Raw genomic sequence first — 17529 nt, forward strand, 5'->3', positions numbered from 1 at the left:
CGGTAACGGGCTTCTGACCTGCACATACGAACGGTCGGCGATGCTGGTATCGAACCAGCGACCTCTTCGGTGTGAAACAGGACGCCGCACCGCTTCTGACCTGCCGAAATGTAAATCTGCGGGTCGGGGTGGGTGCAGTTGAAGGACGTTGGACGCGATTGAGTGCGGTTGAAGGCCGTTCAGGACAGCCTGTTGCTCCTCATCTGCTCCCCGATCCGGGCACGGCACCGCCCTTCCTTAGAGGTCCTCACTCTTTGAGCGTTGGAGTAGGCGCCGGCAGATGATGGCGCAGGCGAGGGTGAGGAACGCTTCGTGGATGTCGTCGCGGATCTCCCAGCGGATGCGCAGGCGGCGGAACCAGTGCAGCAGGCGATGGTCTGCTCGACGACCCACCGTCGCGTGCCGAGTCCTGACCCGTGCCCGGTGCCGCGTCGGGCGATGCCCGGGGCCACGCCGGAACTGGAAGGTCTCGGGTCTTCGTCTTGCGTCGCGGCGATCATGTCAGAACGATCGGCTGGCGGCTGGCAGATTGGTGCCATGGAGTGACCGGAGAGGATGCTCGCGTGGATCCCAGAAGGCTGCACTGGTCGTCACGCCGCTATCTGACGGCGCGATACGAGGAACTCCAGCGGGAGTACAGCCAGCTGCCCAACGATGGCCGCCAAGCCGATGGGTACCACTACACCACCAAAGCGAAGGGGATCTTCCCCCGTTACAACGTCGTGGACGCCATGCTCATAGAGGTTGAGCGGCTCGATCCGGAGCGGCTTCCCGGCGTCGACGCAGTGACCTCCACGCTGCTCGCGGCTGCCGAGAATGCGGAGTCCCCGTTCACCAAGCCACCGCACGACGAGATCCAGGCACAAGCCATGGCCGATGAGCGCCGGCTGTTCGCTGCAAACGTGCGGCGTTGGAAGGCGCAGCCCAGTCTCCGCGCCGACCCGGTCCCGTATCGGCGCGTGCTGACGCCCGAGGAGTCATCAGCCTGCCGCATGTCGCTGCAGCAGCAATGGGGTGTGCAGAACGGCTGTTGGCACCCGTTGCTGAGTAGTTCGGTTCCGCACGATGTGCTGGTGCTGACCGGAGAATCGATGTGGGAGAACGACAGCGTTGACCAGGTCCGCCGAGTACTGCGAGAGCTGGGCCGCCCGCGTGTGATCGAGCTGCGCGAGTACGGCGCCGATTACCTGCTGGATGTCGAAATCTTCGCACCGAGGTACACCGGGCCCGAGGGTCTCTGGAGCGACGAGCATCACGACTGGATCGCCTACGCATCCCATGAGGGAACCGTGGCATTCGGCGGCGCGCTCTCCACCGGGCTCGTGACAACCTGGCCTGAGGTCGACAGCTGGCGATGGCCAGGCTGGCAGGGACGCGGCCATGGATAACCCATGCCATCCTGCAGGAAGCCGCGCGCTGCACTCATCTCGCCATGAGCGGATGCCGGAATCGCGTGCTGGCGCCAGCTCGGTATCAGGAGCTGATAATCCGGTGGCAACCAGAGTGGCCCAGATGAGGGAGGAGGGCGGACTCGCCGTCGTAGGGGCGTCCGCAGAGTGGCGCTATCCACAGCTTATATCGGCCCCGGACGGCTGTCATTCGGGTGATCAGCCCTGTTGAGCTGTGGTTTCGCAGGCATACCGTCGCTGCTTGTGATTGACGACGATCCTTGGACGACGCTCCGAACGACCGCCGACACCTCGACAACTGACGGCCACATCGGTGCCTCCAGGGTGGTCTACATCCCCGGCGACCTCTGGCTGGACGGTCCGGCCGGAGACCCGGTGGCGAGGGGCTTGGCGGGCAATCCAGCGGCACCGCTCGACGTGCTGATGCGCCTGCTTGACGACCACGCCCACGCCGTTCCCGCGGCGTTCCGGCGACGCGTCGACCTGCCGTCTGTGGTCGTCGCGGCGGCGATGCGTCACCCCCTGGCCCGGGTACGCGGGGCACTCGCCGTCAACCGCCACATCGACTCTGCGCTCCGGCTTCGTCTGCTGGACGACCCCGAACGTCGCGTTGCCGCGCTCGTCCGTGAGGATCGAAACCTGGCCTTGCCGAACCGCGCGTTCATGCCGGTGCTGGACCGACTCGTCGAGCAGTTCCGACGTGACCTCATGACGTTGACCGAGCTGCGCGGTGAGGTGATCGAGGTGGCGGTGCGGGACCGGCGTGCGGTACGGGCTGTCGCCACCCACCCGGAGCCCCTTGTGCGCGCTGCGGCGGTCGAACTGCTCGACGGCCTGGACACAACGTCCCGTGAGGAGCTGCGGCAAGCCTTACTGCACGACGACGTTCCGGAGGTGCGCACGACGACCGCCCATTTCTACGCCGAGCGGGATCGGATGCAGGAGCTGGCGGACCTGCCTGTCAACGGGTATGCGTACCGAGAGCTGTTGGGCAGCCTGCGGCTCTCACCCGCGCTGATCGAGCATGTGCTCTCCGCCGAAGACGGGACGGCGGGCGTCGACGCGATGGCAACCAACCCCAACCTGCCGCCGAACGTGGTCGATGCGTTGTTCAACCATCCATCGGCGGATGTCCGGTGCGGCCTCGCCCAGCGCGACGACCTGACCGGCCCGCAGTTGGCATGGCTCGCCGCGGACCCGGACGTGTCGGTGCGAACAGCAGTCTCCGTCCATCCCGCGCTCACCGAGCAGCAGCGTGCCGCGGTCGACATCGACGTGACCACGGCACCGTGGAACCGGTGGACCGGCCTGTGCTGGCACGTGCAATGGACGTTGCTGCCTGAACCGCTGCCGCCACTGGCGGACTCGGTACAGCTCGCCACATCGGTGAACCCACTACTGCGCCGACGAGCCGCGGTCGACCCGAGGTTGCCGGCCGAGATCGTCGCCGCGCTCTCTGACGACCCCGAACCCGGCGTGCGATCCCTCCTCGCCCATCACCATCCGAACCATCCGACCGCGCCACCCGAACTGCTCCTGCGAGTGTTCCGCGAAGACGAGTACCGTCGATGCGACCGCTATCGGCTGCTGGCCCTGCCAAACTTCCCGACGGCGGCGCTAGCCCGGTTCGCCGACGACCAAGATCCGGCGGTCCGGCGGCTCGTCGCCCGCGACCCGCAGGCAGAACCTCCGCTCATCGACCAGCTCACCCGCGACCCCGACCCCGCGGTACGGCGGGCAATGGCGGCATGCCCCCAACTACCGGTGGACCGGATCGTCGACCTGCTCAACGACGCCGAATTAGCCGAGTCCGCAGCGAGGAACCCGGCCCTGCCGGTCGACGTGATGCGCAAGCGAATCGCCTCGTCCTCGCCCTCACTAGGAAAGCGCTAATGGTCGATCGGTACACCACCTGCACTCATCTCGACCATGTGCGGACGTCGCCCCGACTTAATAACCGGGAGCACCTTGGCTGACATCTTCGGATCCGCCGAAGTGGTCGTCACAGCGGATGCGCTGGTTAGGGAGATCGGTGAAAGTCGGGTCTCGACTGACCACACCAGCTACCGAACCGGTGGCGCCGGGAGTCTTCGGAATCCCGTGACCAGTCCGGGCCTTGCTGGCAATGCAGGAATTCCAGGGCTGCGCCAACGGGCAGATCACCGCCGCCACGTGCAGGGGCCCGGGTTACAGAAGGCGGGTCAGCTCGTGCATCGCGGCGAACTGTGTGTCGGATCGTGGTGGTGGCAGCTGCAGAAGGTTATCGGCGTCGCGGTCGCGCTGTTGGCTGCCCAGCACGATCGCGGCGCGTTCGAGTGTCGGGTGATCAACGAAGGGGACGAGCGCGTCGACTGGCAGGTGTGGCGCTGCGACCAGAAGCTCCCGCAACTGCGGAGCGGCGGCGAGGCCTTGAAGAGCTGCCGGGTGCCGGAGGTGACGCAACCCGAGGCATTCGGCACGCGTCAGCATGGTGCTGGAGCCGAAGTCCGGAAGCCGTTCGACGGTGAGCGTTTCCAGCCACAGCCACTGCAGTGCGAGCAAACGTGTCACCGGGGTGAGGTCGCTGAGCTTTCGCACCTGGCGCAGTGCCAGGTAGCGGAGTGTGGGGATCTGGGTGAACCATTCGCTGTTCGTCAACGAGCCGAGGGTCAACGCCAAGGCCTGCAGGTCTGGCAGGGCAACAACGGGCAGGACCTGGTCGACGGGAAGCCGCCACAGCGACAGCTCCCGCAGACCCGGGTTGCCGTGCAGCAGTTCGCTAAGCCCACGCCGGTGCTCGACGACCCTCAGCCGGCGAAGCCGACGAAACTGGGCAACCGGAGCGAGGTCGAGAGGTCTACGGGTCTCGCCGATGTCAAGGAACTCCACATCAGCGCTCAACTGATCCAACGGGGCCAGATCGGTCAGGCGCCACAGGCCCGCGACACTGAACCGGCGAACATGTGGAAACCAACGCAGGAACCGCAGCGTCGCCAAGTCGTCATCGAACCCGTAGACCCGCAGCGGGACCAACGGATTATCCCCCAGCAGCGCGGCCACCGACCGATACTCCGCCTCGGTGAGTGGCTCACTGAACTGGACGACATCCGCGTCCCTCATCCGGGCGCGAAGCTGCGCGACGTCGACCGGGCTCCGCACCTCCACGACACTGCCCATCCCCGGCATGATCCTCCACCGCCTATCGCCCGGCGGCAACCGGATCATGCCGGTGATCTGAGCCGCCGCGGCGCCAGTAGGGTCAGCCGGTGACCGCGTACGACATCGCCGCCAGATTGCCGACCATCGGACGGCTGCGGCAGCGTTGCAAAGCATTGGCCGTGCTGGAACGCATCATCGATGGTGGGGCACCGTACTACGCCTATACCTCAGCATGGGGTTCGGACGAGGCGGCGCTGATGAGCAACGGCAGCGGTGACGAGTGGGCCGTCGTGTTCACCGTCGACGGAGCGTTCATCCGAGTCTTTGACCATGAGTCGGCCATGTCGCCCTACGGCACCCCGGACCATGAGTTGTGGCCGGGTCTGCTTGACGGCATCCCCGCCGTGCTACGTCCGCAGGTGGAAGAACCCGCCTTCTGCGATGAGAGCGGGCAGTTCATCGCCACCGCAGTGCTGTGGCGGCTTTCCGATGACGACCGTTGGCACGCCGGCGACGGCATCACCTTCCCGCCACTACGCGGACCGTACGACGACACCGGGCCGGACGGTTGCGGCATACTCGAAATCCTGCTCGACGACATCGTCGACCAGTACATCGAGTTCGCCAACGACTACTACGAGATTGAGCTGGATCGGGCGGCAGTTGAGCACATCGTCGCTCACCGGCCGCTCACCGACACCCTGATACAGACCCTGAACCCGCAACTCACCCTCGACGACCTGCGCAAGGACATCGCCACCATCGGTTACCCGACCACCGCCACGTAGCGACAGGCTCAGCAAGCCGCTCGCCCTACAAGCGGATGTGTCCGTCACGGACCAGGCACACCCCGCCAGCGGCAGACTCGAAAGCCGCGCGCCCAACCCGGTCCGGCCATGTCAATCGTCCCTGGCCAGAGACGCCGGGGACCGTTCGAGCGGCTCTGGGCCTGGTCCCGATGACGCCGGCGACGCCAACACCAAGCACCGAACCTGCCACTACCGACGACGCGGCTACCCCTGAGCAAATGCCGAAAGCAACGGCGTTCTGACATGATCATGTTGTGCCCGTCCCCGAGCCGACCAAAGGCAGGCCGCCGCCGGAACCGCCTACGCCAGCGGCACGCAGCGAGCTGATCACGCTTCTCGTACTGCTACTCACATCGACCGTGCTGCTGGCGCTATGTCTCGCCTGCACCGCCTCTTGGCTCTACAACTAATCTCGGCCCGACAGCAGCCAACCGCCTGGGGCGCCGCGCTCACTGCCAGTGCATTACTAGTTCGGTCCGGCCGCCGTGCCGCCCTGGGCAGCCTTACCACGAGACAACGGCGCTGTGGGCCGCTGAGTAACCGCCACGTAGGCGAAGGCTCCCAGCCAGCCGGCGATCGCGAAGCTAACCACGCCGTCCCATGGGAACGGCAGGCCGGCCAGCACCAACCGGTAGAGCACCAGGTAGGCAACGATGGTCACCGCGAGAGCGGCGCCAAACGCCCACCAGCGATGCCGCGGACGGACCACCAACTGCCACCAGAACAGCACCAGCGGGCCGCCCGGAGCGAGCACGGCCGGACGCATCCACAGTTCCGGGTCGGTGCCCCTCACCGCACTGAGCACGGCGAGGAAGCCAAGCATGAGGACCGTCGCGAGGGGCGGCCCGAGAATCGCCCAGCGGAAGCGCATGGAATTCGGTTCGTCTGGCACGGCGGGCAACAGTACGCGAGACCGTACAGACCTCCCGCCGCCGAGAACGCACATCCGTGACGCCTTCGGGCCCGCCGAAGGGGTCATTACAGAGGATGCCCTGGTCACGGCGTCACGGGTGGGATCGGAGTCTCAGTTGACGGATCAGCTACCGGTCCCGGCAAGCCGCGACCAAGCGACTGGCGCCGACTTACAACTCCTAACTCTTTGAGTGTTGGAGTCGGCGCCAGCAGATGATGGCGCAGGCGAGGGTGAGGAAGGCTTCGTGGATGTCGTCGCGGATCTCCCAGCGGATGCGTAGGCGGCGGAACCAGTGCAGTAGGGCGATGGTCTTCCCAGCGTCGGGTGCCGAGTCCGGAGCCGTGGTCGGTGCCGCGTCGGGCGATGACCGGGGTGATGCCCCTGTCGCGTAGGTCGCGGCGGTAGCAGTCGTAGTCGTAGCCGCGGTCGGCGTAGATGTGCTTTGGTCGCTGTCTGGGTCGGCCGCGGGTGCCTTTGATCGGTGGGATCTTGTCGACCAGGGGCATGAGTTGGGTGACGTCGTGGCGGTTGCCGCCGGTCAGCGCCGTGGCGAGAGGGATGCCGCCCGCGTCGGTGATGACGTGGTGTTTCGAGCCTGGCTTGCGGCGGTCGACCGGGCTCGGACCGGTTTTGGGCCGCCTTTGAGCGCCCGAACGTGAGAGCCGTCGATCACCGCCCGCGACATGTCCAACTGCCCGGCGGCCCGCAGCTTGCCGAGCAGTGCCTCGTGCAGGCGTTGCCACACGCCGGCGTCGTTCCAGTCCCGCAACCGGCGCCAACAGGTCATCCCCGACCCGAACCCGAGTTCTTGGGGAAGGTACTCCCACGGGATCGCGGTGTAGAGCACGAACAGAATCCCGCACAACACCTTGCGATCATCCAGCGGCTTACGGCCAGGAAACCGTTGGCGGCGCGGTGGTCGAGGTGGCAGCAGCGGTTCGATCTCGGCCCACAGGTCGTCCGAGACGATCCACGGCGGCTGCTCACCCCTCCTCACGTTCAGACAGAACGACCCTCACGTCCCAGGGTTACGCCCAACATCATTTCGTTAGGAGCTCTTAAGCTCGTCGGCCATCGCGACCACTGTCAGCCGGCAAGGCCTCAAAATCCCCATCCTCATCGACGGTCGCCTCGTCATGCCGCCTAGCGTCGTTATCGGGCCCGCAGGGGAGATCTACGTCGGTCTCGACACCATGGCCGCCATGTCTTTGCCGGTAGACCACCGGTTCGTCGATAACCCAACGGACCTCCTCGGCCAGCCGATCAACACCGCCGATGCGACGCAACCCGACCCGGTGGATCTACTCGCCACCATGCTGCGGCACCTCACCCATCACGCTGCCGTCCACGTCAACGGGCCGATCACCGCGCTCACCGTCACCGTTCCGCCGAGCTGGGGACCACGCCGCTGCGGACACATCAGCGAGGCAGCAACCCGAGCGGGATTTCCACCACCCGCCCTGGTCACCGCACCCGCCGCCCTCGCCGCCTACGCCACAATGCTCGGCGTCACCGCACCGGAAGGCTCCTGCGTGCTCGTATGCCAGGCAGACCGCGAACCGGCGACCCTCACCGTTCTGCAGACCGCCGCCGACGGCTATCGCGAACTGGCGACACAGCAGATCAGCCTTGCCCATGGCCTCGACCACCTCATCGCCCACCACGTCGTCCAGACGGCCGCCGCAGACTCCGACCCGCTCCAAGCGATGGTCACTGCGCCCAGTAGGGACCAGGCAGACGTGGGACGTGCTCTCCTGGAATCTGTCCGCACCGCCAGGCATCTACTCACGACCCACGACCAAGCCCCGATCCTGCTGCCCGCGCCCCGCCAACCGGCCGTCATCACCCGCGACGACGTCACGGCCGCCGCACAGCCCCTCCTCGACCAGATCCCCGGCGCAGTCGACGGACTCCTCGACGCGGCCGACATCGACCAGACGCACCTCGCTGACATCGTCCTCAGACCAGCCCCCGGCCTACCCGCGCTGGCCGAAGCGCTCGCCGCGGCCACCGGCAAAACCCCTACGCTCATCGACCAACCCCACGCTCTCGCCGACGGGGCCCTCTCCCTCACCACCACGCACCAATCAGGCTCGGCAGCCGCCGCACGGCTACCCCGCGTGCACCTACGCATCAGCGACCTCACCGGTGCCCTACTCCTCGGTGCCTGTTCCCTGGTCCTGCTCCTGCAAGCCGTCCTCACCGCTTACATCTCCACCTACAGCACCTGGGTCGTCGGCGTCCGCACCTCCTTACCGCAACTCGGCACCGCCGGCGCACTCGTCATGCTCACCGCATTCGCCGTTGCGCACCTCGCCCCCACCACCTTCCTCGCCGGCACACCCACCGCCTCAACACCCGAACCCACCACCGGCAGCCTCATCCGCCGCGGATACCTCACCACCGCCGTCGGCGGCACCATCACCGCCGCCCTCTACGGCCTCGCCACCGGCACCGCCGTCGAATACGACTACACCCCCTACCTCAAATGGACCCTCGGCGCCGCCCTACCGCTGGCCGCCTGCGCCGCCCTCATCGCCGCCACCGCACCCCGCATCCCCGCCGACGCACTACCCACGTGGCTCGCCATGACCCGCCCCGCCGTCACCCACGCGATCACCGCCACCGCTGGCATCTACCTCATGCGCGCCGCACTCACCCTCACCACACCCATCTCCACGAACACCATCGCCCCCATCGCCGGCAGCATCGGCGCAGCCCTCGTCGGTATTGCCACCGCCCTCACCATCAGCCCCAGCCGTACGATCCGCGCCATCACCGCACCCGGCCTCGCCATCGGCTACGCCCTCGTCTTCACCGACGACACCACCAGCGCCCTCATCGTCGGCTACCTCACCGCCCTCACCTGGTGGGGCATCCGACTCACCGCACACACCCTGCGGCTCACCTTCCCCCAGCCAAGAACGGCGCTGCGCCGCCTCACCGACCGGACGGGCGGCTGAAAGGACCCAGACGCCTCTCGGGCCGCTACCACCGCACCTACAGCGCCGATGACAACGATGCCCATCGCATCGACCATCCGCGCAGCGCCTACCTCGGCCAGCAGCAGATCGTCGACAACTCGACCCATTGCTCGTCCGAGCTTTCCTACCTAACCGCGTCACGGCAACCAAGCCAGCAGTCCACCAAAATCAACAAATCAGAAGCCAGCGTCGGGCGCCTGGATCGGTTCCTGCGCGACATCGCGAAGGACCGTCCCTCGGCAGCCAAAGGCGCGAAAGTCGTCATGAGCCAGATGTTCACCCTGGCCGTTCGCCCGGCGCGATCCCCACCAACCCCCTACGTGACACCAGCCGGCTACGCAAACCCCGCTGCACCGTCGTCGCCCTCACCGACGAGAATCTCCAATCCGTCCGGACGGCGATCCGCGACTGGCAGCGACCGATCCCCGGCAAGCCCGGACCGCGGCACAGCGGCGATCTGGCGGACGTCGTCGACCTGATGCTCGCCACCGGCGCCCGCATCGGCGAGATCCTCGCCCTGCGATGGGAGGACCTGAACCTCGCCGCCGAACGCCCCACCCTGACGATCTGCGGCACACTCGTCTTCGTCAAAGGCCAGGGCTTCTTCCGCCAACCCTGGACCAAGAGCGACGCCGGCTGGCGGATGGTCGTGCTGCCCCGGTTCGCCGTCGGCATGATCATGACCCGCAAGCTCGTCGCCGCCGACAACCCCCACGACGCGATCTTCGCCTCCCGACGCGGCACCTGGCTGTCACCCAACAACGTCCGCCGTCAGTGGCGCGAGGCCCGCGCCGACACCGACCTCGCCTGGGTCACCCCCCACACCTTCCGCAAGACCGTGGCCACCCTCATCAAGGAAGAGACCAACACGAAAAGCGCCGCAGCACAGCTTGGACACTCCAGTGAGGAGGTCACCGCCACGTACTACATCGCCAAGCCCGCTCAAGCCCCGGACGTCTCGGACATCCTCGAGCGACTCGGCACCGACCGCGGGCGACGTCCCACACCCGCATCGCCCAACGATGCGCAGGGATGACGAACCTGGTTGCCGACCCCGGTAAATGGGGGGTTTTCGGGGGGCGGTTCAAAACCCCATAGACAAACTTAAAGCCCTGACCAGCGTTTCCGCTGGTCAGGGCTTTTTGTCTGTCGGGACGGCCGGATTCGAACCGACGACCCCTTGACCCCCAGTTCTACCACGATTGTGTCACGGCATATCGGAACAGGCTGATACGTCCTTAGAAACGGACAAGAGCGACGCCTCGAAATGCTGTCCCGTGTCGTGCTTTGCCGCCTCATCCGTCCGTTGCGATCCGATGCGTTACCGGGCTCGTTACCGCGGATGTCAAGGACTTCCTCTGCCAGGCAGTCCGGCCGGGCTCCGGCGTCGCGCGATCGCCAGTGGGCCGATCATCGATGTCAGGCTGGACAGGGTCCGATATCGTGCCGCGAACCTTCGCCCGCTGCACCGTCGACTAACGTGGGCCTGAACGTTGTCGTCAGGATGCAGCCGCAGAAGGCTGGTCGATCATGGGTGGTGCAGACACCGGCGGAGCGCCGGCGGGCTCCCGCTACGCCGACCAGCGGCCCTACGTCATCGCCGACCGGCTCGACGATCTTCAGGGACCGACCAGCGGCGAGGTGAGCCTGAACCGTCGGCTCGACTGGTCCGGGCGGGCGCGTTACGACCTGAGCAGCCAGCGTCGCCTGGCGAGCATGTACGAGACCGTGCTGCGCGAGGCCACCGCCCGCGAGGACCTCAGCCGATGGTTGGACGGCGCGACCCTGCTACGCCTGTGGCCCAGCCTCGTGTTGCCCCCACAGGTTCGCCGTCTGTGGGAAGCACGGTTCCCCGAACTGGCCAACGCTCGCCGACCCGCCGCATAGTGGCCGGCCAGACCCCGCCGATCCATCGCCGGCTGGCGCAGATCGCCCTGCAGGTCGGCGGCCAGTACGGGTTCGCGTTGGCCGGCGGGCACGCGATCGCCGCCCACGGCGTCCTCGACCGCCCCAGCGAAGACGTCGACCTGTTCGCTGAGTGGCAACGCCGCGCCGACTTCCCCACCGCCGTCGACGAGGTGATCGCCGCCTATCGTGCCGAAGACTTCCGCGTCGACATCGACCTTCGCGGACTTCCGGTCGTACCACGGCAAGCTGCCGGCGCGGGCGAAGGCCGTACCGGTGTTCGCTCTGCTGTTCGGCGAGGGCAACGTGGGTGAGATGACCGAGATCGCCGCGCTGACCGGCGGCCGTACGTCCGACGCGCGGACGACTCCGGGAGCGGTCAGCCGGTCTCGTCGTCGATCAATCCGTACGGGGGCCGATCGGGGTGCCGGGAGAACCGGACGATGATGCCGGCGGCGGCGGCCGGTGGTGGCGCGTTGTCCGCGATCACGATCTGCGCGCCGCTGCCCCGACCCGCCAACCACTCCTCGATGTGCCTGTAGACCCGGTCGACGATCGCGCTGTCGGCCAGATCGGCGGTGCCGTCACCGGTCTGGCCGAGGTTCTTCGGTGGGCTGTCCAACAACAGGAAACCAGGGTGCGAGGAACGCGTCTCCCAGGCGATCCGTCCGCGGCACGGCAACGCACGTGATCCGTCGAGCGGTCCCCCTCACACCCGGCGACCGCTCGACGGCGACCGCTTCACTGATTTCCAGGGCGTTGATGCGGTTAACGCGGTCAGCAGGCGCGCCGGCTGGTGGTCGTTTGGTTTTCACCGGTACGCCAGACGAACTGATCGGTGCCGGCGCGGACGGCGACAGCGGAGATTCCCCCATCGAACCGTAGCCTGACGCGCGGCTGCTGATCGTGGCTGCTGAGGCCCATGCCGATGGCAGCGGAGCCTCAGCAGCCGATCACGTTCAGACAGCGTCAGCGAACGTGTGAGACGCCAGGTTCGTACCTCAAACTGTGCGTACACATCATCAAAGATGTACGCCCACACCGAGTCATTGGGTTGAACGGCAAAATGCTCCGGATCGGGGGTCGGTCAGGGCGCGCGGACGCCTACCCCTCCAGCTTGCCGTCGTGGCAGTTGCGGGGCCCGGATACCGGGTCGCACCGCACCGGGACCGCACCGGGGAGTTCGGCCACGAAGTCACTGTCGTACCGCGCGGCCATGCCCACCGTCGGGAAGTCGGTGGTCACCAGTTGGGCACCGCTGGCCAGCGCGACATCCAGCCGGCTGAACTCCTCGTCCTTGACCGTGCTCAGCGGCTCATCCGACCGCGTACGCACCATGTAGCCGCGCTTGACCAGGTCGGTGATGGTCGCCGTGTTCGCGCCACGGGGGTCGTTCACCATGGTGATCGCCGCGTCCGGGTCGCCGGGGTTGCCTCGGGTGAAGACTGCCCGGCCGGCGAGGTTGGGGTGTCCGTTCAGGTACATGTCCCGGATCGCGCCCGGTCCGCCGTTGTCGAAGAAGAACATCACCTTGCCCCGGGCCCACTTCAGGGTCGGCCAACCGTTCTTGAGCACCGACTGCTCCAGCGTAAGGCCGGGCTTGCGCAAGTCGTCGGCGGTGATCAGCTCGTTCTCGGTGAAGACGGAACGGATCTCCTCGTCGATGTCGTCCAGCAGCGCCGGGTCCCATGCCGGGCTGACGGCGCCGCCCGCCTGCTCCAGGCGGTCGTCGGTCTGCTTAAGTTCGAGTTGGAACAGGATCGGCACATGCTCGGGATTGGCCCGCGACCACTCCTGGACCTGCTGCATGCAGCTGACCAACGTACGGCAGGTGCTGTTGTAGTCCATGTCGGCTACGTGCAGCACCTTCATGCCCGGCGTGGCCATGGCCGGATCGTCGATCGGGCCCAGCCCGGCTAGCTTACGGGGAAGCGGATGCCGGTAGAGCCCACCTTGCGGGTCGGGCAACAGGTCCAGCTCAAGCCCGCGCATGTTCTGCCGGCCGAGCAGGTCCGGGATGGATGCGTGGGAGTACCACCCCCAGGACGGGTAAGTAGGATCGATTTTCATCGATGCTTCCAGCTCGGCGCCCTGCATCTCCCGGTGATAGGCGTTGTGGGCGCCCATAAACTGGATCTGGTTCATCCGGACACCAGCGGCGTCGGACGAGCCGGCGGCGAGAGCTGGCTGCTGCGCCGGCATCACGGTCGGTAACAGGCTCACTGCGGCGACGGCGGCAACGACGCCGGCAACCACCGCGCCCATACGACTAACAACGGACATGCGTTTTCTTAAGTGGAGATTCACTGACTTAGGGTCGAAAGTCGGTGTGAACTCCCCACGTCATCGGTCCAGTGGTCAGCCAACCGGGTCATGAACCTTGCACGAAGGGAACACTCGCCGCCCCGCCTGGTCGGTGGGCAATGATCCCTGGGGCCATGGCTGACCCAATGAGCCGGTGTTGCACCAGAGAGCCCGCCCCAGCCAAGCGAAATGAAAGCTCCTAATCGGACTCATTTCTCCCAGCGGGATCAGACGGGCTCTTGGTGGCAAGCTGCTGCGTCAGCCGGTTCAGGCCGCCCTTGATCAGCCGCCCGCACTCGTCATCGCCGAGCGCACCGATCCCCGCCTGCGCACGCTGGAGGGTATTCGCGGGCACGGCCGAGATCGCCGAGCTTGCGGTAGCACTCAGCCAGGTTGAGATGCAACGACGGATACAGACTGGCCACCGGCAGCGGCACCCCGGCCCGCGCCACCCGGGCGTCAGTCAGCAGGTCGACCGCGGCCAGCGCTCGCTGATCCCAGACCAGCTCCTGCTGGACGTCATCCTGTACATCGGCCATCGAATGCGCGAAAAAGCAAACATGCAAGGGATCGCCGCGCTCCCCGCCGATGTCATCCCAAATCTGCCCGAACAAGTCGCGTGCAGCCTCACGCTCACCTTGATGATGATGCAGCCGCACCCCGTCATTGATGCGGGCGAGTGTCACGTCGGCGGCCATTGGATGCTCCTGCACGGCTTCATCTCGCGACGACGGCATGGATCATATTCTGCCTCACGACCATCGGGACAACAGCCCGACAACTTCACCAGTCGACCCAGGGTTCCACGAGACACTGCCGACTGGACCTACTTGCTGCTCGTCGAACGTTAAGCGTCTGGCCACATCCTGGCGTCAGCTTTCCTTCCTGGTCAGGCGTTCGATCTTCATTGCTCATCTCATGTCTGCTGAGCTTGGCCCCCTTCTGACTAGCCTTGTCGCGGTTTGAAGCTTTCAACCCGAGAAGGGCCTCTCATATGCATTGATGGTCATACACCGCCGCAGGCATCGGCCGGGCAGAGCGTCCAATGAACAGCGACAGCGCTCCAACAAGCCTGGTGATCCCTTGACGGCGACCCGACCCGAGTGACGGCAGCCTCGCACGACAACCAAGCCCATCGCCCGTTCCGAGGTCCGCAAGCTCGAATCTGCACGACAGCGTCGGACCCGCCACTCGGCTCCATATAACTACTTCCGGCGCCAGGTTCGTGGGTCATCCGGATCCGCGTCAGGCCTTAATCCCAACCGTTTCTGAACTGAAGTCCAATTCACGTCCCGGAGCCTCTTAGCGATGCTTTCATCTTGCTCGATCAGACGGTGCAAATCCGCCAAGTGGTTGAGGGACCAAGAAAGTTGATCATCAAGGCCTGCAGGCGCTGGGGTTCCCATTCCAAGCACTTCAAGCCAGACTCGCACTTCGTACGTAGTCCCACCGCGAACGCCAACACTAACACCCCGATTCCCCCGATCATTAAATGTCGATATGTCGATTAGGCCGTCCGTGAAGAGTAGCCTCGCGCTGCCCATCGGCCCATCAAGCGATTGCTCAACCAGCACAAATCCATGAGAGTCGAGGCGTCGCTCAAGGCCAGCAGGAAAACCTGAACTTTCCACACTCATCTCCCGCCTGGAATCATCGCATCACCCGGAGCAGTGAAATTGAAACCTGGACCTAACAAGTAGTTGACCTCCCGCTCGTACCACACTCCGGGGCCCATGTTATGGATGGGAGTTGCGAGCAAGAATGCCGCCACTCGACCACAGCCCGGGAGTCGACCGGGAACCGCTTCTGGCTGACATCGTCTCAGAGGTGCACAAGTTATGTGCATTCGGTCGTCAAGGAGCGATATGCGGGTAGTCGTCAGAGGGTTCCTGGTGGTGATGGCCCTGGCCGGACTGGCCGCGTGTGCGGGTGCGCCCACGGCGGCCGAGGCACCACCGACAGGCGGAAAGCGCCGCAGTCCGCTGCGGTAACCGGCACGCCGACCATCCGATCCGCGTGGACCTCCTTCGCGGTCCACGCCCCGGCAGCAGACGACGGACGCCCGCCCGACGCCCTCGCCCTGCCCCGCCTGGACACCGACTTCACGGTGGCGGCCGCAGTCCATTGCCAGCGAGAGCCGAAGCGACGCGCCGACGGCGGTAAGGACCTGGTCCTCACCGAGGGCCGAGCCACCGACGTGACCGCGCTTCTTGCCGCACTGCGCCTACCCGACGACACGACCCCCGTGGAAGCCTGCACACTGGAGATGCCCTGGGTGCCGAACCTGCTGTTACTCGACGCGCAGGGCCGTTGGATCCGACCGGGACTGCCGACGGATATCTGCGGCACTCTGCGCCCCGAGGTCTCGAACGCGGTGCGAGCCCTACGCCTGACCACCGTCTCGGAGAAGGACGTCCGGGAAGTCGTGTCAGCCGGAGCGGCCGCCTCCAGATGCGGCCAGGGATGGTCAGACGTGCTGGCCACCGAGACCAGAGACCCGAGACCCCTCCCACGGCCACGCAGGGTGTCGCTCCCATCCCAGGTGCGTCTGTGCGTGTACCGGGTGCCGACGCAGCAGCAGGACACGCCCCAGCCAGCCGGGACCTTCGAGTACGGGCTGCTCCTGCCACAGCACCGGCGCGCGGCCATCGAACGGACGCTGACGGCGCTGCGCCCAGCTGAGCAGTGCTCAGACGCCGCACACCGGTTCGCTGCCCTCCAGGACGCCACGATCACGGGCGACGTGGCCTACATCGAACTCGACCACTGCCGACGGGTCCTGGCCACACCGCTGTACGGCCCGCCGATCCTGGTCCAAGCCGACAACGCGCTCATCGAACTGCTCAGCAGGTAGTCGCCCGAGCCAGCCCGACGTCAACCTCCGCGCCGAGACGATGACAGGTTGCTCCACTGTCCACCGGTCGACCTGAGAAGACCAGGGCCAGGAAACGCCAACGATCCCGCCTCGCAGCCAGGCTTGTCGAAACACCCGACGCAGCGACAGCTGGCAACATCTGCAGCGCTTGACGCGAAATCAAGAGACCAGAATGCCGCTTCGTCAGGGATACAGACGAAGCGGCAGGTCAGAGCGTTCCATAGTCAGCGGACCGGAGGCCAACGATCGTCGCCGTTGTCGCTAATGAAGATCATCCGTTACCGGATGTTACCGCCGCTACCTGAGAGGATCTTCATCTTCCCAGGTCAATCGGTCGGGACGGCCGGATTCGAACCGACGACCCCTTGTTACCGTCCGCAATCATCCCGACCTTGTCATTGTTCATCAGGGATAGTCGCTGAGCTGCGCAGACACGATCAGGCGATGATCGCTACTTGTCACTGGTTGTCAGCCACGGGCGGGGGTTTCGGGGGGTAAACGGGGGAAGATCCCCACATGCAGCGGCAAGACTGTTCTGCTCTCCTCGTTCTACGGCGCCACGCCAGCACTCTCGGATACACAAGAACTAGCTCGGCATGAGGGACTCGGCCCGGCTGCCTGGCCCGGGCCTTCAGCCGGTGAGCGCCGTTCAGTACGGCAGAGCCCGGCCAAGTTGCTGGGCGTAGCCGCGGTGTGCGATGAGGATCGCGTCGAGCCACCGGGCCAGCATCTCGTCGGCCCGGAGCACCCGGGTCGTCTCGGCCTGGAAGGACTCGCGGTCGTAGTGGTAGGCGGACTCGACGTCGGGCTGCGCGGCGAGTGCGTTCTCCAGGTAGTCCTCGACGATGGACCCGAGGTTCGGCTGGACCAGATGGCCGACCTCGTCATCGAAGCCGAGGCCCCACCGCAGGCCGTCACCGGTCGAGACGTAAATCTGCGCCACCAGGTCCGCGCGGGCGATCGGATGCTCGTCCCGGGTCTCGTCGGGGCCGGCCAGGCCGATCAGCTCGGCCGGGAACCGGTCGAGGACAGCAGCCGCAGTGGGAAGATCAGCGAGCTGGTCACCGCGGTAAGCCACGCTGCCCTGGCCCGGGGTGCCGCTTTCCGGCTCGACGCCGGGCACCGCGAACGGCGGGAAAGCACTCATTTCTCAGTCCTTCGTATCGGAGGCCGTGTCGCGGGACGGGCCGGA

At 66.2% G+C, this 17529-nt stretch carries 14 protein-coding genes and 3 pseudogenes; 9 read left to right on the top strand and 8 right to left on the bottom strand.

Annotation, left to right across the window (positions count from 1 at the left end):
* Positions 1-237: 237 nt before the first annotated feature.
* Positions 238-455, bottom strand: a pseudogene (locus ACQEUX_RS12965) (transposase); the annotation flags it as partial.
* Between the two features lie 108 nt (positions 456-563).
* On the opposite strand from ACQEUX_RS12965, the gene ACQEUX_RS12970 reads away from it, so the two are divergent.
* Positions 564-1388 carry a hypothetical protein gene (locus ACQEUX_RS12970; protein WP_433046183.1) on the top strand — a complete coding sequence of 275 codons (825 nt, stop codon included), beginning with the start codon at positions 564-566 and terminating at the stop codon, positions 1386-1388.
* Positions 1389-1652: 264 nt separating this feature from the next.
* Positions 1653-3302, top strand: coding sequence for a hypothetical protein (locus ACQEUX_RS12975; protein ID WP_433040658.1), 1650 nt, complete (start codon positions 1653-1655; stop codon positions 3300-3302).
* A 294-nt stretch (positions 3303-3596) separates the two neighbouring features.
* Here ACQEUX_RS12975 and ACQEUX_RS12980 read toward each other — a convergent pair whose 3' ends face one another.
* Positions 3597-4565 (bottom strand): hypothetical protein, encoded by a 969-nt coding sequence (locus ACQEUX_RS12980; RefSeq protein ID WP_433046186.1) that lies wholly within the window; start codon positions 4563-4565, stop codon positions 3597-3599.
* Between the two features lie 89 nt (positions 4566-4654).
* Here ACQEUX_RS12980 and ACQEUX_RS12985 point away from each other — a divergent pair, with 89 nt between their 5' ends.
* Complete coding sequence (locus ACQEUX_RS12985) at positions 4655-5335, top strand: hypothetical protein (RefSeq protein ID WP_433046189.1); 681 nt, start codon at positions 4655-4657, stop codon at positions 5333-5335.
* A gap of 487 nt (positions 5336-5822) precedes the next feature.
* Here the strand turns inward: ACQEUX_RS12985 and ACQEUX_RS12990 are convergent, their stop codons facing one another.
* A complete protein-coding gene (locus ACQEUX_RS12990) occupies positions 5823-6248 on the bottom strand; it encodes a hypothetical protein (protein ID WP_433046191.1) in 426 nt (141 codons plus the stop codon).
* A 199-nt stretch (positions 6249-6447) separates the two neighbouring features.
* Positions 6448-7239 (bottom strand): annotated as a pseudogene (locus tag ACQEUX_RS12995) (IS5 family transposase).
* A 232-nt stretch (positions 7240-7471) separates the two neighbouring features.
* Here ACQEUX_RS12995 and ACQEUX_RS13000 point away from each other — a divergent pair.
* From ACQEUX_RS13000 to ACQEUX_RS13015, 4 genes are all read left to right on the top strand, one after another.
* Positions 7472-9232 carry a hypothetical protein gene (locus ACQEUX_RS13000; RefSeq protein ID WP_433046194.1) on the top strand — a complete coding sequence of 587 codons (1761 nt, stop codon included), beginning with the start codon at positions 7472-7474 and terminating at the stop codon, positions 9230-9232.
* Positions 9233-9731: 499 nt separating this feature from the next.
* Positions 9732-10289, top strand: coding sequence for a tyrosine-type recombinase/integrase (locus ACQEUX_RS13005; RefSeq protein ID WP_433046197.1), 558 nt, complete (start codon positions 9732-9734; stop codon positions 10287-10289).
* Positions 10290-10783: 494 nt separating this feature from the next.
* A complete protein-coding gene (locus tag ACQEUX_RS13010) occupies positions 10784-11140 on the top strand; it encodes a hypothetical protein (protein WP_433046200.1) in 357 nt (118 codons plus the stop codon).
* Positions 11140-11472, top strand: coding sequence for a nucleotidyl transferase AbiEii/AbiGii toxin family protein (locus tag ACQEUX_RS13015; RefSeq protein WP_433046203.1), 333 nt, complete (start codon positions 11140-11142; stop codon positions 11470-11472). The genes ACQEUX_RS13010 and ACQEUX_RS13015 overlap by 1 nt, the downstream gene beginning before the upstream one ends.
* Before the next feature lie 65 nt (positions 11473-11537).
* On the opposite strand, the gene ACQEUX_RS13020 is transcribed toward ACQEUX_RS13015, so the two are convergent.
* Positions 11538-11783, bottom strand: a complete 246-nt coding sequence (locus ACQEUX_RS13020) for a hypothetical protein (RefSeq protein WP_433046206.1) — start codon at positions 11781-11783, stop codon at positions 11538-11540.
* A 173-nt stretch (positions 11784-11956) separates the two neighbouring features.
* Here ACQEUX_RS13020 and ACQEUX_RS13025 point away from each other — a divergent pair.
* Positions 11957-12043: pseudogene (locus ACQEUX_RS13025) on the top strand (ABC transporter ATP-binding protein); the annotation flags it as partial.
* Between the two features lie 219 nt (positions 12044-12262).
* On the opposite strand, the gene ACQEUX_RS13030 reads toward ACQEUX_RS13025, so the two are convergent.
* A complete protein-coding gene (locus ACQEUX_RS13030) occupies positions 12263-13381 on the bottom strand; it encodes a phosphatidylinositol-specific phospholipase C1-like protein (RefSeq protein ID WP_433046209.1) in 1119 nt (372 codons plus the stop codon).
* 380 nt (positions 13382-13761) lie between these two features.
* Complete coding sequence (locus ACQEUX_RS13035; RefSeq protein ID WP_433046212.1) at positions 13762-14160, bottom strand: hypothetical protein; 399 nt, start codon at positions 14158-14160, stop codon at positions 13762-13764.
* A gap of 1844 nt (positions 14161-16004) precedes the next feature.
* On the opposite strand from ACQEUX_RS13035, the gene ACQEUX_RS13040 reads away from it, so the two are divergent.
* Positions 16005-16316, top strand: a complete 312-nt coding sequence (locus ACQEUX_RS13040) for a hypothetical protein (protein ID WP_433046215.1) — start codon at positions 16005-16007, stop codon at positions 16314-16316.
* 670 nt (positions 16317-16986) lie between these two features.
* Here the strand turns inward: ACQEUX_RS13040 and ACQEUX_RS13045 are convergent.
* A complete protein-coding gene (locus tag ACQEUX_RS13045; RefSeq protein ID WP_074316583.1) occupies positions 16987-17484 on the bottom strand; it encodes a hypothetical protein in 498 nt (165 codons plus the stop codon).
* Between the last annotated feature and the right edge of the window lie 45 nt (positions 17485-17529).

This window comes from Micromonospora sp. CA-259024 (genome assembly GCF_050936255.1).
Taxonomy (GTDB): Bacteria; Actinomycetota; Actinomycetes; order Mycobacteriales; family Micromonosporaceae; genus Micromonospora.